The 13,719-nt window shown below is 70.9% G+C and carries 14 protein-coding genes; 9 read left to right on the top strand and 5 right to left on the bottom strand.

Going from position 1 to position 13,719, the window contains the following annotated elements:
* The first annotated feature begins 20 nt into the window (after positions 1–20).
* From ACQEVJ_RS38585 to ACQEVJ_RS38570, 4 genes are all read left to right on the top strand, one after another.
* The gene (locus tag ACQEVJ_RS38585; RefSeq protein WP_433109639.1) at positions 21–1,481 is read left to right on the top strand and encodes a glutamate-cysteine ligase family protein; all 1,461 of its coding nucleotides are present in this window, start codon (positions 21–23) and stop codon (positions 1,479–1,481) included.
* A 58-nt stretch (positions 1,482–1,539) separates the two neighbouring features.
* On the top strand, positions 1,540–2,226 hold the full coding sequence (locus ACQEVJ_RS38580; RefSeq protein ID WP_433109638.1) for a neutral zinc metallopeptidase: 687 nt from the start codon (positions 1,540–1,542) through the stop codon (positions 2,224–2,226).
* Positions 2,227–2,434: 208 nt separating this feature from the next.
* A complete protein-coding gene (locus ACQEVJ_RS38575; RefSeq protein ID WP_433113203.1) occupies positions 2,435–3,331 on the top strand; it encodes a LysR substrate-binding domain-containing protein in 897 nt (298 codons plus the stop codon).
* A 22-nt stretch (positions 3,332–3,353) separates the two neighbouring features.
* The gene (locus ACQEVJ_RS38570) at positions 3,354–4,097 is read left to right on the top strand and encodes a CPBP family intramembrane glutamic endopeptidase (protein WP_433109637.1); all 744 of its coding nucleotides are present in this window, start codon (positions 3,354–3,356) and stop codon (positions 4,095–4,097) included.
* Here the strand turns inward: ACQEVJ_RS38570 and ACQEVJ_RS38565 are convergent.
* The 4 genes from ACQEVJ_RS38565 to ACQEVJ_RS38550 all read right to left on the bottom strand — a co-directional run bounded on the left by ACQEVJ_RS38565 (position 4,061) and on the right by ACQEVJ_RS38550 (position 7,283).
* Positions 4,061–4,753 (bottom strand): response regulator, encoded by a 693-nt coding sequence (locus ACQEVJ_RS38565; protein WP_433109636.1) that lies wholly within the window; start codon positions 4,751–4,753, stop codon positions 4,061–4,063. The genes ACQEVJ_RS38570 and ACQEVJ_RS38565 overlap by 37 nt on opposite strands.
* Entirely contained in the window at positions 4,750–5,928 is a 1,179-nt protein-coding gene (locus ACQEVJ_RS38560) for a sensor histidine kinase (protein WP_433109635.1), read from the bottom strand. The genes ACQEVJ_RS38565 and ACQEVJ_RS38560 overlap by 4 nt, the downstream gene beginning before the upstream one ends.
* A 9-nt stretch (positions 5,929–5,937) precedes the next feature.
* On the bottom strand, positions 5,938–6,426 hold the full coding sequence (locus ACQEVJ_RS38555; RefSeq protein WP_433109634.1) for a hypothetical protein: 489 nt from the start codon (positions 6,424–6,426) through the stop codon (positions 5,938–5,940).
* Between the two features lie 122 nt (positions 6,427–6,548).
* Positions 6,549–7,283: a PIG-L deacetylase family protein gene (locus ACQEVJ_RS38550; RefSeq protein ID WP_433109633.1), complete on the bottom strand. Its 735-nt coding sequence runs from the start codon at positions 7,281–7,283 to the stop codon at positions 6,549–6,551.
* A gap of 105 nt (positions 7,284–7,388) precedes the next feature.
* Here ACQEVJ_RS38550 and pcrA point away from each other — a divergent pair, with 105 nt between their 5' ends.
* Entirely contained in the window at positions 7,389–9,605 is a 2,217-nt protein-coding gene (gene pcrA, locus ACQEVJ_RS38545; protein WP_433113201.1) for a DNA helicase PcrA, read from the top strand.
* Between the two features lie 137 nt (positions 9,606–9,742).
* Here pcrA and ACQEVJ_RS38540 read toward each other — a convergent pair whose 3' ends face one another.
* Complete coding sequence (locus ACQEVJ_RS38540; protein ID WP_433109632.1) at positions 9,743–10,636, bottom strand: hypothetical protein; 894 nt, start codon at positions 10,634–10,636, stop codon at positions 9,743–9,745.
* 42 nt (positions 10,637–10,678) lie between these two features.
* Between ACQEVJ_RS38540 and ACQEVJ_RS38535 the strand changes: the two genes are divergently transcribed.
* The 4 genes from ACQEVJ_RS38535 (at position 10,679) to sucD (ending at position 13,562) form a co-directional block, all read left to right on the top strand.
* On the top strand, positions 10,679–10,873 hold the full coding sequence (locus tag ACQEVJ_RS38535) for a hypothetical protein (protein ID WP_433109631.1): 195 nt from the start codon (positions 10,679–10,681) through the stop codon (positions 10,871–10,873).
* Positions 10,874–10,946: 73 nt separating this feature from the next.
* The gene (locus tag ACQEVJ_RS38530; protein WP_433109630.1) at positions 10,947–11,348 is read left to right on the top strand and encodes a cobalamin B12-binding domain-containing protein; all 402 of its coding nucleotides are present in this window, start codon (positions 10,947–10,949) and stop codon (positions 11,346–11,348) included.
* 157 nt (positions 11,349–11,505) lie between these two features.
* Entirely contained in the window at positions 11,506–12,687 is a 1,182-nt protein-coding gene (sucC, locus tag ACQEVJ_RS38525) for an ADP-forming succinate--CoA ligase subunit beta (RefSeq protein WP_433109629.1), read from the top strand.
* Complete coding sequence (gene sucD, locus ACQEVJ_RS38520) at positions 12,687–13,562, top strand: succinate--CoA ligase subunit alpha (RefSeq protein WP_433109628.1); 876 nt, start codon at positions 12,687–12,689, stop codon at positions 13,560–13,562. The genes sucC and sucD overlap by 1 nt, the downstream gene beginning before the upstream one ends.
* The last annotated feature ends 157 nt before the right edge of the window (positions 13,563–13,719 follow it).

Genomic DNA, 13,719 nt, shown 5'->3' with positions numbered 1-13,719 from the left:
CGACGTGCGACGCTCAGTGAATGGGCCGTGACGTACCCTCCGTCTCCTTCAGCCGGGAGGACCGCCGTCGTTACCGGGACAAGGTGAAGCTGTCGCTGGACGTCCTGGCCGAGATGCTGCGGGAGTCGCGGTTCGGGTTCGACCGGGCCCAGATGGGCCTGGAGATCGAGCTGAACCTGGTCGACTCCCGGGGCGAGCCGGCGATGAAGAACGCCGAGGTCCTGGCCGCCATCGCGGAGCCCGACTGGGCGACGGAGCTGGGCCAGTTCAACGTCGAGATCAACATCCCGCCGCAGGTGCTGTCCGGCGAGGGCAGCCGCCTGCTGGAGGAGTCCGTACGGCTGCGCCTCAACCGGGCGCAGGAGCGGGCGGCGCGCGTCGGCGGGCAGCTCATGCTGGTCGGCATCCTGCCGACGCTGCGCGAGAGCGACGTCAGCGAGGGAACGCTGTCGGCGAACCCCCGCTACAAGCTGCTGAACGAGCAGATCTTCGCGGCCCGGGGCGAGGACCTGCACCTCATGATCGAGGGGGTGGACCGGCTCGACACCTACGCCGACAGCATCACCCCCGAGGCGGCGTGCACGAGCGTGCAGCTTCACCTGCAGGTCAGCCCCGAGACGTTCGCCGACCACTGGAACGCGGCCCAGGTCATCGCCGGTCCCCAGGTCGCGCTCGCGGCCAACTCGCCGTTCCTGTTCGGCAAGGAGCTGTGGCGCGAGACCAGGATCAGCCTGTTCGAGCAGGCCACCGACACCCGGCCCGAGGAGCTGAAGGCCCAGGGCGTACGGCCGCGCGTCTGGTTCGGGGAGCGGTGGATCACGTCGGTCTTCGATTTGTTCGAGGAGAACGTCCGCTACTTCCCCGCGCTGCTGCCCCTGTGCGAGGAGGAGGACCCGAGGCGGATCCTCGACGACGGCGGAGTGCCCGAGCTGCACGAACTCCGGTTGCACAACGGCACCGTCTACCGGTGGAACCGGCCGGTCTACGACGTCTCGGACGGCGTCCCCCACCTGCGGGTGGAGAACCGCGTGCTGCCCTCCGGGCCGACGGTGGCCGACATCGCCGCCAACGCCGCGTTCTACTACGGGCTCATGCGCGTGCTCCCCGCGGCCGAGCGGCCCGTGTGGTCGCGCATGTCCTTCGCCGCCGCCGAGGACAACCTCCGCAACGCCGCGCGGCACGGCCTCGAGGCCCGCCTCTACTGGCCGGGCCTGGGGGAGGTGCCCGCCGCCGAGCTGATCCTGCGCAGGCTGCTGCCCATGGCCTACCACGGGCTCGACCTGTGGGAGGTCGACCCGGTCCAGCGCGACCGGCTGCTCGGCATCATCGAGCGGCGTTGCGTGACCGGCCGTACGGGGGCGGACTGGCAGGTCAGGGCGGCCCGCGCGTTCGGCGGGGACCACGAGGCGCTGCGCCGCATGACCCTCCGCTATCTGCAGCACATGCACACCAACGAGCCCGTCCACACCTGGAGCATCTGAGCTCTCGCGTTCGGCGGCGGTGCAAATCTTTGCCGCCCAAATGGGTAGTCACATGGAAATGACCCGCCGAACGCTGGCCGCGCTCCTGCTCCTGGCGGTCCTGGTCGCCTCCTGCGGCACGCTCACCGGCTCCCGACCCGACCGGGCGCAGCCGGGGGACGCGGCTTCCCGGGGAACGCCGTGCGAGGGCACCGGCGACGACTTCCCCGGCGACGTCAAACTGGCGCGGTGCCTCACCGAGTGGTTCTGGTCACGCCGCTTCCAGGAGAGTGGCGCGACCTACCGCCCGATCACCCGCTTCGTCGCCTATCAGGGGAACAACGGCCCCGACTGCGGCGGGCAGCCCGCCGCGCCCGACAACGCCTTCTACTGTCCGTACGGCCATTTCATCGCCTATGACGAGACCTGGCTGAAGGCGATGTACGACCAGATGGGCGACGGGGCGGTCTACGTCGTGATCCCGCACGAACTCGGGCACGCCGTGCAGGCCCAGCTCGTCGAGGACTTCCGCTTCAACGTGGAGCGGGAGCTTCAGGCCGACTGCTACGCGGGCGCCGCGCTGAGCGGCCTGATCCGGGTGGGGGTGCTGGGCGCGGAGCAGGGCGACGAGGAGGAGCTGCTCGCCAACCTCCAGGCGGCGGGCGACCCCACCGACATGTGGTTGGCGCCGGACGCCCACGGTACCCCGCGACAGCGCCAGCAGTACTTCGCCCACGGCTACAACGAGGGGGTGGCCGCCTGCTGAGGCCGTCTCCTCACGGCCGGTCGAGCTCGGCGAGTTCGGTGAGCTCGTCCGCCCCCCGCGTCCCGTAGGTTCTCGATCAGCCGCCTGCCGAAGTATCGGCTTCCGCCGATGACGCACATCTCGCTCATGACGATCAGGGTGGCCGCGTATAGTCGTCAGCGGTAGTGGCGATCTTCTTGGCCAGTCATAAGGAAAACTGTTGATCGACGTGCACCGGCTCGGCGTTCTGCGTGAGGTCGCCCGCCACGGCAGCTTCAACCGCGCGGCCGCCGCCCTGCGGTTCACCCCGTCGGCCGTCTCCCAGCAGATCGCCGCACTGGAACGCGGCCTCGGCGTCCCCGTGGTGGAACGCAGCACGCGAGGGGTGGTCCTCACCGAGCCGGGGCGCATGCTCGTCGAGGCCGCAGAGGCCATCGCCGCCGAACTGACCGACGCCCAGGAGCGCATCGACCGGCTGTCGACCGAGCGGGCCCGGTTCACGGTCGCGGCGTTCGCCAGCGGGGGCCGCCGCCTCCTGCCGCCGGCGCTCACCCGCTTCGTCGCCGAACACCCCGAGGCCGAGCTGACGATCCTCGAACGCGAACCGGAGGACAGCCTGCCCCTGGTCCGGGAGGGCCGTGCCGACCTGGCCCTCGCCTACCACTTCGACGGGCCCCCGCCCGTCCGCCCCGGTGACCGCTCCGGCATGGACTGGACCCCGCTGATCGCCGACCCGCTGCGGGTCGTCCTCCCCCGTACGCATCCTCTGGCCGGGCGCGACCGCCTCCATCTGGCCGAGCTCGCAGGCGAACGCTGGATCCTCGGATGCCTGAAGACCGTGGACCTCCTCCGCCGCTACGCCGAGCTGGCGGGCTTCGAGCTGCGGATCTCCTGCAGCGCCACCGACTATTTCTTCGCGCAGTCCCTGGTCACCGCGGGCGTGGGCGTCGCGCTCATCCCGGAGATCGCGCTCACGCCGGCCCCCGACGTGGTCGCGATCCCCCTGGAGCCGCCCAGCCCGTCCCGCTTCATCGGCATCGCGACCTCCCGTCGCCACCGCGGCCCCGCCCAGCCGTACGTCGACGCGCTGCGCGGCCTCCTGTCGGAGGGATCCGGTCATGGGTGAGGGAAGATCTGGTGGAGCACGGATGAAGCCTGCGACGGCGGCATGTCTCGGGGTGCTCGCGGCGGCGAACGTGCTCAACAACCGGGTCGCCGGGCGCTGGGCGCCGCTGACCTCGGCGGTCGCGACCGGCACGCTGCTGCTGATCGCCCGCCGGGAGGGGCTGACCTGGCAGGAGCTGGGCTTCGACCGGGCGCGGCAGGGCGCGGCCGTGGGCGGCGCGCTTGCGGGCGTCGTGGCGGCCGGATACGCCGCCGGGGTGGCCCACCCCCGCACCCGCACGCTCTTCCACGACGAGCGCGCCCTCGCGCTGTCACGCCGCCGGGTGCTGGAGGAGGCCCTGGTGCAGGTGCCGTTCGGGACCGTGCTGCTGGAGGAGGTGGGCTTCCGCGGCGTGCTGCCCGCCCTGCTCGGCCGCTCGCTCCCGCCTCGTGCGGCGGTCGCCGCCTCGGCCGCGCTGTTCGGGCTGTGGCACGTGCTGCCCGCCCTGGACATGGCCGGGGCCAACCCCGAACTCGGCCGCCTGGCCGCCGGGGAGGCCCCGGATGAGGGCGCGGAGGAGGCCGCGGTGTCCCCGGGGCGGCTGGTCGCGGGGACGGTCGTGTCCACCGCCCTGGCGGGGGTCTTCTTCCATGAGCTTCGCCGCCGCGCCGGGCTGCTCGCCCCGTCGCTGCTCCACCTGGCGACGAACTCCCTCGGCTACGCCGCCGCCCGGGTGGCCCGCCGCCTCGATCAGCCTTCGCGGGGGTCGGCCAGGCCGGTCCGGTAGGCGTACGCGACCGCCTGGGCGCGATCGCGCACCCGGACCTTGGCGAACAGGTTGTTGATGTGCGTCTTCACGGTCGCCTCGCCGATGAACAGGTGGGCGGCGATCTCCGCGTTGGACAGGCCGCGCGCGATCAGCCGCAGCACCTCGGCCTCGCGGGGCGTCAGCCCGTCCGGCGGCGCCTCGGAAACGCCGTCCGCGGGCGCAGGGGGCGGCGGGGGCGGCGGGGTGCCGGGCAGGGCGGCGACGGTGTTCAGCAGGCGGCGCTGCACGCCGGGATCGAGCTGCGCGTCGCCGTTCATGACCGTCGCGACGGCGCGGGCGATCTCCTCGGCGTCGGCGCTCTTGGTGAGGAAGCCGCGCGCCCCGGCGCGCAGCGCGGCGAAGACCGACTCGTCGTCGGTGTACGTCGTGAGCACGACGACCTGGGTGTCCGGGAACTCGGCGCGGATCCTGCGGGTGGCCTCGACCCCGTCCATCCGGGGCATGCGCAGGTCCATGAGCACGACGTCGGGTCGTTCGCCGGCGACCACGCGGAGCGCGGCCTCGCCGTCGGCCGCCGATCCGACCACCTCGATGTCCGGCAGCAGGCCGAGCAGCAGGACGAGCCCGTCGCGTACGACGGCCTGGTCGTCCACCACCAGCACGCGGGCGGTCACGCCGGCACCCGCAGCCACACCCGGAAGCCGCTCTCAGCCTCGCCCGCCTCCAGCGTGCCGCCCAGGAGTTCGGCGCGTTCCCGCATGCCCATGAGTCCGTATCCTCCTCCAGGTGTCCCATATCCTCCTCCAGCCGGACCGGGCACGTCGCTCGGGGGGTTGACGACCTCCAGTTCGCACTCCCGGTCGCCGAAGCGCAGCCGTACGGTGGCGGGGGAGCCGGGGGCGTGCCGCCGCACGTTGGTGACGGCCTCCTGGGCGGTACGGATCATCGCCAGCTCGGTCTCGGGCGGCAGGCGGCGTTCGAACCCGGAGACGACGACGGCGCACTCCTTGCCGGTCGCGTCGCGGAACTCCTCCGCGAGCGCGTCCAGCGCGGCCGGGAGCGGCTGGGCGTCGTCGCGGAGCGCGGCCACGGCCCTGCGCGCCTCTTCGAGGCCCTTCTTGGCCAGCTCGCGGGCGCGTTCCACCCGGTCCATGGCCTCCTGCGACCGGTCGGCGCGCAGCAGCAGCCGGGCGCCTTCGAGGTGCACGATCTGCGCGGACAGGGAGTGCGCCAGGATGTCGTGGATCTCCCTGGCGATCCGGGCGCGCTCGGCCAGCACCGCCTCGCCTGCCTGCGCCGTCGTCGCGGCCCGGCGCTGCCTGATGGCGTAGGCGACCGTGAAGACCACGCAGATCGAGACGCACAGGCTGAGGTCGCGTTCGTACGCGTCGGGGGCGACCGGCGGCAGCAGGCCCGTGACGCTCGACCCCAGGCCCGCGAGGGCCAGCAGCAGGAGCGGCAGCGACCGGCTGAGCGGATGCCGTACGGCCGCGGCTCCGACGCAGAACATGAGCACGGCGACGGCCGGGCCGCTGTCCGAGACCATGACGAGGGCGATGGTCGCCACGAGGGCGAGCCCGATGAGGACGGCCTCCGCGGGCCCGTCGTTCCAGCGTCCCGGCAGGATCGGCCGCAGCCGGATGACGACCATGAGGGTCAGCGTGACGGCGATCGCGGCGGTCAGCGCGGTGACGGCGAGCCGGTCGCCCGTCAGGCCGAACCCCGGCGGGCTGGTCGCCTGCCCGCCGACCAGCATGGCGATCATCGCCAGCCGCAGGCACGCGCCGGCGATCGCGTTCCTGCGGCGGGATTCCGGACTGGCCTGGACATGTCCGTCACGACTGGGCACGCCCCGACGTTAGCGGGCCGCCTGGACACCCGATACGGGGGCGGTGGGCAGGGCGTTGGCCCGCCGGGCGACGACCAGGAACTGGACACCGAGGGTCACCCCGACGAACAGGAGCACGGAGGTCTGCGACGAGGCGAGGCCGAGCAGGGAGGTCAGAGCGATCATCGCGACCCGGACGGCGATGGAGCCCACCCAGGCGATCAGGGTCGTGACGGTGCCCTGTGACCACGCCACGCCGTGCTGGTCGCGCCACACGCGCGTCGTCATGGCCCGCAGCACACCGAGGCCGGCGGCCACGAGGAGTTCCGCGACCAGCACGGCGAGGCTCAGCGCCGTGTGACGAGGGTCGACGAGCGCGCCGCCGCCGAGGCCGCCCAGGATCATCACGGCGGCGATGATCAGACCCACCGGCCTGGCGACGGGCCTCGGCCTCATCTGCCGGTAGATCAGGAGGGCGAGGACGGCGAGGGCGGCGGCGACGATCTGTGCGGTTTCCATGCGCACGACGGTAGGGAGATCGGGCGCGCACCGGATCGGCGCGCGGGTGGAGAACGAGGGTGGAAAACCGGGGGTGGAGATCAGGCGATCTCCACCCCCGGGTGGAGCACTACGCGCCCTGCTCAGGCGGTGACGACCCGCTGGAACGCCTCCGCGTACGAGCCCTCGGGGAGGCCCGCGGCGGCGGCGTGACCGGAGAGCCAGCCCTTGATCATGCCGTCCAGGTCGGGGACGTGCGAGGTCTGGCTCTCGTGCGCGCGCAGCGCGGCGATCTTGCGATCCACGGTCGAGGTGACGTCGACGTAGTGGTTGACGGTCATCCCGCCCGTGAGCCACACCTCGCGGACGGTCCAGGCCTCCAGGCCCTCGTCGGCCAGCAGTTCGGGGAAGGTGTACGGGTTGCGCGCGTCGGGGTAGACGGCGTCGAGGGTGGCGCCGCCGACCGCGCGGTGGTCGGGGTGACTGGGGCCGAGCCGCTCGTAGTTGCGCTCGGGGGTCGAGGTGATGACGAGGTCGGGCCGCACCTGGCGGATCACCCGCGTGATGTCCCGCCGCAGGCCGAGCGTCTGCTCGACCACGCCGTCCCGGTAGCCCAGGAAGCGCAGGTCGCCGACGCCCACGCACTTGGCCGCGGCCGTCTGCTCCGCCCGGCGCAGCGCGGCCATGCCGCCGTTGTCCACCGCCCGGTCGAACCCGCCCGCGTCGCCATCCGTGACCAGGCAGTACACCACCTCGGCGCCCGCGTCGGTCAGTCTGGCGACCGTTCCCGCGCAGCCGAAGTCGATGTCGTCGGGATGCGCGACGACCAGCAGCACCTTCTTGATATCCGCCTCGTCCAGCACGAGCAGCCTCCTCATGGTCCGGCACATCACCTTAAACGTGACTTGCCGGGCGAGTGGGCTCCGGATGTCGGTGCGCGGTCATAACCTAAGGAGGTGTCCACCCGAGCCGCCACTCATCCGTTGCTCGACGGCCTCAACCCGCAGCAGCGGGACGCCGTCACCCACCAGGGCAGTCCGCTGCTGATCGTCGCCGGGGCCGGCTCCGGGAAGACCAGGGTGCTGACGCACCGCATCGCGTACCTGCTGGCGGAGCGCGACGTCCAGCCGGGGGAGATCCTCGCGATCACCTTCACCAACAAGGCCGCCCGCGAGATGAAGGAGCGGGTCGACAAGCTCATCGGACCGCGGTCCAGGGCCATGTGGGTCATGACGTTCCACAGCGCCTGCGTGCGGATCCTGCGGCGTGAGGCGAAGCGGCTGGGTTTCACCTCCAGCTTCTCGATCTACGACCAGGCCGACTCGCAGCGGCTCATGGCGATGGTGTGCCGCGAGCTCGACCTCGACCCCAAGCGCTACCCGCCGCGCTCCTTCTCGGCGCAGGTCAGCAACTTCAAGAACGAGCTGATCGACTACGAGACGGCGGCCGACCGGGCCTCGACCCATCTGGAGCGGACGCTCGCCGAGGCGTACCGCACCTACCAGCGGCGGCTCACCGAGGCCGGCGCGATGGACTTCGACGACCTGATCATGCTGACGGTCACGTTGTTCCAGCTCTTCCCGGACGTGGCCGAGCACTACCGGCGGCGGTTCCGGCACGTGATGGTCGACGAGTACCAGGACACCAACCACGCGCAGTACATGCTGATCCGCGAGCTGGTCGGGCGGCCCGAGGTGCGCACCGCCGACGGCGACGTGGTGCGCGAGGGCGTCGAGCCCTCCGAGCTGGTGGTCGTCGGCGACGCCGACCAGTCGATCTACGCCTTCCGCGGCGCGACGATCCGCAACATCCTGGAGTTCGAGCGCGACTATCCGGACGCGCGGACGATCCTGCTTGAGCAGAACTACCGCTCCACGCAGACGATCCTGAACGCCGCCAACTCGGTCATCTCCCGCAACGAGGGCCGCAAGCCGAAGAACCTGTGGTCCGACCAGGGTGCGGGCGCGAAGATCACCGGCTATGCGGCCGACAACGAGCACGACGAGGCCATGTTCGTCGCGCAGGAGGTCGACCGGCTCAGCGACGACCACGGCGTCACCCCCGGCGACGTGGCGGTCTTCTACCGCACGAACGCCGCCTCCCGGGTGTTCGAGGAGATCTTCATCCGCACCGGCCTGCCGTACAAGGTCGTGGGCGGGGTGCGGTTCTACGAGCGCAAGGAGGTCAAGGACCTGCTCGCCTACCTGCGGGTCCTGGCCAACCCGAACGACACGGTGTCGCTGCGGCGCATCCTCAACGTGCCCAAGCGCGGCATCGGCGACCGCGCCGAGGCGATGATCGAAGCGTTCGCCAACCGGGAGCGCATCGCCTTCTGGGAGGCGCTGCGCCGGGCCGACGAGGCGCCGGGAGTGGCCACCCGCTCGCTCAACGCGATCCGCGACTTCGTCACGCTGCTGGACGAGCTGCGCGCCAAGGAGCTTCCGCTGTCCGACCTCGCGGAGGAGGTGCTGAGCGCCACCGGCTACCGGACGGAGCTGGAGACCTCGGGCGACCCGCAGGACGAGAGCCGGCTGGAGAACCTCAACGAGCTGATCTCGGTGGCCGCCGAGTTCGAGGAGGCGAACCCGGAGGGCACGCTCGTCGACTTCCTCGAGCAGGTCTCGCTGGTCGCCGACGCCGACCAGATCCCCGACGGCGACGAGCGCGGCGGGGTGGTCACGCTGATGACCCTGCACACCGCCAAGGGCCTGGAGTTCCCCGTGGTGTTCCTCACGGGCATGGAGGACGGCGTCTTCCCGCACATGCGCTCACTGAGCGACCCGAAGGAGCTGGAGGAGGAGCGCAGGCTGGCGTACGTCGGCATCACCCGGGCCAAGGAACGGCTCTACCTGTCCAGGTCGGCGGTCCGCTCGGCGTGGGGCGCGCCGTCGTTCAACCCCGCCTCGCGCTTCCTGTCCGAGGTGCCGGGCGACCTGGTCGAGTGGCGCGGCGACCCGGGCAAGACCGCCTGGTCCGCCGCGACCTCCCGCCCGGCCGCCCGTACGGCTCCCGCGCAGAAGGCCGGTGGCCGGCAGATCCCGAACCTGTCGCCGGGCGACCGGGTCACCCACGACACGTTCGGGCTCGGCACCGTGGTGGCGGTGGACGGCCAGGCCGAGAAGACGCGAGTGAAGATCGACTTCGGGAGCGAGGGCGAGAAGACCCTGCTCCTCGCCTACGCCCCCATCGACAAGCTCTGACCGGCAAGCTCTGATCGCCGCCGCCCGGGCCCCGGCCTCGCAGGTCATGCGGACCGCCGGGGCCGGGGGTCCGCGGCTGCGTGCTGCCCGCGCGGACCTTCATGAGCTTCGTCTCGGCGTAGGTGGGAGTGTGCGACTCAGTCGCCCAGGTTGATCATGTCCGGCATATCCGGCACGCCACCGTCGAGGTCGGATAGGTCGGCGACCGTGCTCTTCGGCGGGGCCTTGACCGTGACCTTCGAACCCCAGCCGACGAACGAGGTCGAGTTCGTCGACTCGATCTCCATGGTCGTCTTCTTGTACTTCGTGGTCATCGTCATCGACGTCGAGACCTTCCGTACGAGCTGGTCGGCGCCGATCCAGATCTTCCAGTTGACCACGTTCTTGCCGTCGGCGGCGGTGAGGCCCTTCCTCAGGCTCGGCACCACCGCGGAGAGCTGCTTCAACGTGATCGCGCCCCGGTAGACCGTGGTCTTCGCGCCGTTGACGACGCCACCCGGGCCCTTGGCCTTGGTGGTCGCGAGCACGGCCTTCAGGTTGCGCCAGTCCAGGGGGTTCACGAACTCGCCGATCATCTGCAGCGCGCTGTCCGGGTCCTCCCCGCGCATGCGCAGCCACTTCTTCCCCTCGGGGAGGAGGTTGGAGTAGAAGCCGCCGGAGAGGTAGGCCGTACGCCCGATGGTGATGGTCCGGATGGGCTTGTCCAGACCCTTGAGGTCCTCGTCGTTGCCGAGAAGGGCGGCGTAGTCGATCTTGAATGCGATGTCGGACGCCGCGACGCCGGAGCGGCCGAACGCGAGGGTGCCCTTCGCGCCGGACTTGACCGTCGTCATGCCGCCGAAGTCCGTCTTCCCGGACGACACGAAGCGGACGCCGTGGCCGGGGACGAATTTCTTCCTGAGGGCGGCCGCGGGGTCGAGGGGCCGGGCCTTGCTGCCCGTGGTGGTGTGAGCCTGCGCGGGGGCGGCGACGGCGGGCGCCACGAGCGCGGCCGTCGCGGCGCACGCCAGCGCCATGAGTGCTCGCTTCACAGTGATTCCTCCCGTAAGTGCCCTCAAGATCAGGAGGGCAGCTTGGGAATCATTGCGGCTCGTGATCACAGCAAAGTCACGAAAATCAAGATTTCCTGTGAGTTTTCAGCTAGTGGCGCGGTATGCGGGCTGATTATTATTTCGCCGCCAAAAGTTTGGCTGCGAAAAGGACGTCATGGAGGAGGGCTCCTGGACGGCCTGCGCGCGCTGCTGCGGGAACGGCCGGCGGGCGGCTGACACGGGGCCGTACCGCGGGGGATCCACGGGCGGCGGTTACGCTTCGGGCAGCGGGCACCGTAGGGAGGTCTTCATGGCAGGCAGGATTCGGGTCGTCGTTGCGAAGCCGGGGCTCGACGGGCACGACCGCGGGGTCAAGGTGGTGGCGCGGGCGCTGCGCGACGCGGGCATGGAGGTCATCTACACCGGGCTGCACCAGACGCCGGAGCAGATCGTCCGTACGGCGATCCAGGAGGACGCGGCGGCGATCGGGCTGTCCATCCTGTCCGGCGCCCACATGACGCTGTTCGCCCGGCTCTTCGAGGTCCTGCGCGAGGAGGCCGCCGAGGACATCGTCGTGTTCGGCGGCGGCATCATCCCCGAAGGTGACATCCCCGAACTGGCGAAGATGGGGGTCGCGAGGATTTTCACGCCGGGGTCCACGACGCAGGAGATCGTGGAATGGGTCCGTTCGGCGGTTCCAGCCACCGTTTAGGTATTTTGCCCAACCTTGCCGTACTCAAGGATTGTTGGCAAGGCTCCAGTGGGACCCGACGACGCGGCCACGCTCGCACGGGGACTAGGCTTCATGCGCGGAAACGCCGGGCGGGACGACGGCGCCCGGCCTCAGACATCAAAAGGGACGGACCCTCGTGGACCTGTTCGAACATCAGGCGAAGGAGCTCTTCGCGGAGTACGGCATCCCGGTGCCGCGCGGAATCGTCGCGCACACCGCGGAGGAGGCGCGGGCGGCTGCCGAGCAGCTCACCGGACGCGTTGTCGTCAAGGCCCAGGTCAAGACCGGCGGGCGCGGCAAGGCCGGCGGCGTGAAGGTGGCCGACGACGCCGCCGACGCGCAGGCGAAGGCGACGCAGATCCTCGGCATGGACATCAAGGGCCACACGGTCCACAAGGTCCTGATCGAGGAGGCCAGCCAGATCGCGGAGGAGTACTACTTCTCCTTCCTTCTCGACCGTGCCAACCGCACGTTCCTCGCCATCTGCTCCGCTGCGGGCGGCATGGACATCGAGGAGGTCGCGCACACCGCGCCGGAGAAGGTGGCGAAGGTGCCGGTCAGCCCGCTGACGGGCGTCGACCGCGCCAAGGCCCGCGACATCGCGGTGGCCGGCGGCCTGCCGCAGCAGGCGCTGGACGGCGCCGCCGAGCTGATCGAGAAGCTCTGGGCCGTCTTCGTCGACGAGGACGCCTCGCTCGTCGAGGTCAACCCGATGATCCTGTCGGCCGACGGCCAGGTGAAGGCGCTCGACGGCAAGGTCACCCTCGACGAGAACGCGAACTTCCGCCAGGCGGAGCACTCGGCGTACGTCGACAAGGCCGCGGAGGACCCGCTGGAGGCCCGGGCCAAGGAGAAGCACCTCAACTACGTCAAGCTGGACGGCAACGTCGGCATCATCGGCAACGGCGCGGGCCTGGTCATGTCCACGCTCGACGTCGTGGCGTACGCGGGCGAGGAGTTCGCCGGCCAGCCCAAGCCGGCCAACTTCCTCGACATCGGCGGCGGTGCCTCGGCCGAGGTCATGGCGAACGGCCTGGAGATCATCCTGTCCGACCCGTCGGTGAAGTCGGTCTTCGTGAACGTCTTCGGCGGTATCACCGCCTGCGACGCGGTCGCCAACGGCATCGTCTCCGCCTTCAAGCTCCTGGAGAGCCGGGGCGAGGAAGTGACCCACCCGCTGGTCGTCCGCCTGGACGGCAACAACGCCGCTCTGGGGCGGCAGATCCTGGCCGACGCCGCGCTGCCGCGGGTCGAGCTGGTCGACACCATGGACGAAGCGGCCAAGCGCGCCGCAGAGCTCGCCGCGGTAGGTGCGTAATGGCTATCTGGCTCACCGAGAACAGCAAGATCATCGTTCAGGGTATGACCGGTGGTGAGGGCACCAAGCACACCCGCCGCATGCTCGCCGCGGGCGTCAAGGTCGTGGGCGGCGTGAACGCCCGCAAGGCCGGCATCACGCACGAGGGCCTGCCGGTCTTCGGCACGGTCAAGGAGGCCATGGAGCAGACGGGCGCCGACGTGTCCGTCGTCTTCGTGCCCCCGGCCGGCACCAAGGCCGCCGTCCGCGAGGCCATCGACGCCGAGATCCCGCTGTGCGTGGTCATCACCGAGGGCGTGCCGGTCCACGACACGACCGAGTTCTGGGCGTACGCCGTCTCCAAGGGCAACAAGACCCGCATCATCGGCCCGAACTGCCCCGGCATCGCCTCGCCGGGCGCCTCCAACGCAGGCATCATCCCGGCCGACATCACCACGAAGGGCCGCGTCGGCCTGGTGTCGAAGTCCGGCACGCTGACCTACCAGCTCATGTACGAGCTGCGTGACATCGGCTTCTCCACCTGTGTCGGCATCGGCGGCGACCCGGTCATCGGCACGACGCACATCGACGCCCTCCAGGCGTTCCAGGAGGACCCGGAGACCGACGCGATCGTGATGATCGGCGAGATCGGCGGCGACGCCGAGGAGCGCGCCGCGGCCTACATCGACGAGCACGTGACCAAGCCGGTCGTCGCCTACGTCGCCGGGTTCACCGCGCCCGAGGGCAAGACCATGGGTCACGCCGGCGCGATCGTGTCCGGCTCCGCCGGCACCGCCCAGGCCAAGAAGGAGGCCCTGGAGAAGGTCGGCGTCCGCGTCGGCCGCACTCCCAGCGAGACCGCCCGCCTGATGCGCGAGATCATGTCCAGTCGCTGATCGCGCACGCATCCGACTGTCGTCCGCGACCTTGCGCTCCTACCGCCGCGGTGGTGCGAGCGCAAGGTCGCGGTCGTTTTCCGGCCCGGCCGGTACGCGTGCCGATGCGTCCGGATTGCGTACTCCTCGGCGTGGCGACGTGGAGAGAAGCGGCGGG

The organism is Microbispora sp. CA-102843 (assembly GCF_050936215.1).
Classification (GTDB): Bacteria; Actinomycetota; Actinomycetes; order Streptosporangiales; family Streptosporangiaceae; genus Microbispora.
Note: the sequence above shows the minus strand (reverse complement) of the source record. Positions and strands in the feature narration are given on the sequence as shown.

What these genes read in the sequence shown, in the direction of transcription:
- ACQEVJ_RS38585 (WP_433109639.1), top strand. Translation starts at nt 21, where the DNA reads ATGGGCCGTGACGTACCCTCCGTCTCCTTCAGCCGGGAGGACCGCCGT.
- ACQEVJ_RS38580 (WP_433109638.1), top strand. Translation starts at nt 1,540, where the DNA reads ATGACCCGCCGAACGCTGGCCGCGCTCCTGCTCCTGGCGGTCCTGGTC.
- ACQEVJ_RS38570 (WP_433109637.1), top strand. Translation starts at nt 3,354, where the DNA reads ATGAAGCCTGCGACGGCGGCATGTCTCGGGGTGCTCGCGGCGGCGAAC.
- ACQEVJ_RS38555 (WP_433109634.1), bottom strand. Translation starts at nt 6,426, where the DNA reads ATGGAAACCGCACAGATCGTCGCCGCCGCCCTCGCCGTCCTCGCCCTC.
- ACQEVJ_RS38550 (WP_433109633.1), bottom strand. Translation starts at nt 7,283, where the DNA reads ATGAGGAGGCTGCTCGTGCTGGACGAGGCGGATATCAAGAAGGTGCTG.
- ACQEVJ_RS38530 (WP_433109630.1), top strand. Translation starts at nt 10,947, where the DNA reads ATGGCAGGCAGGATTCGGGTCGTCGTTGCGAAGCCGGGGCTCGACGGG.
- sucD (WP_433109628.1), top strand. Translation starts at nt 12,687, where the DNA reads ATGGCTATCTGGCTCACCGAGAACAGCAAGATCATCGTTCAGGGTATG.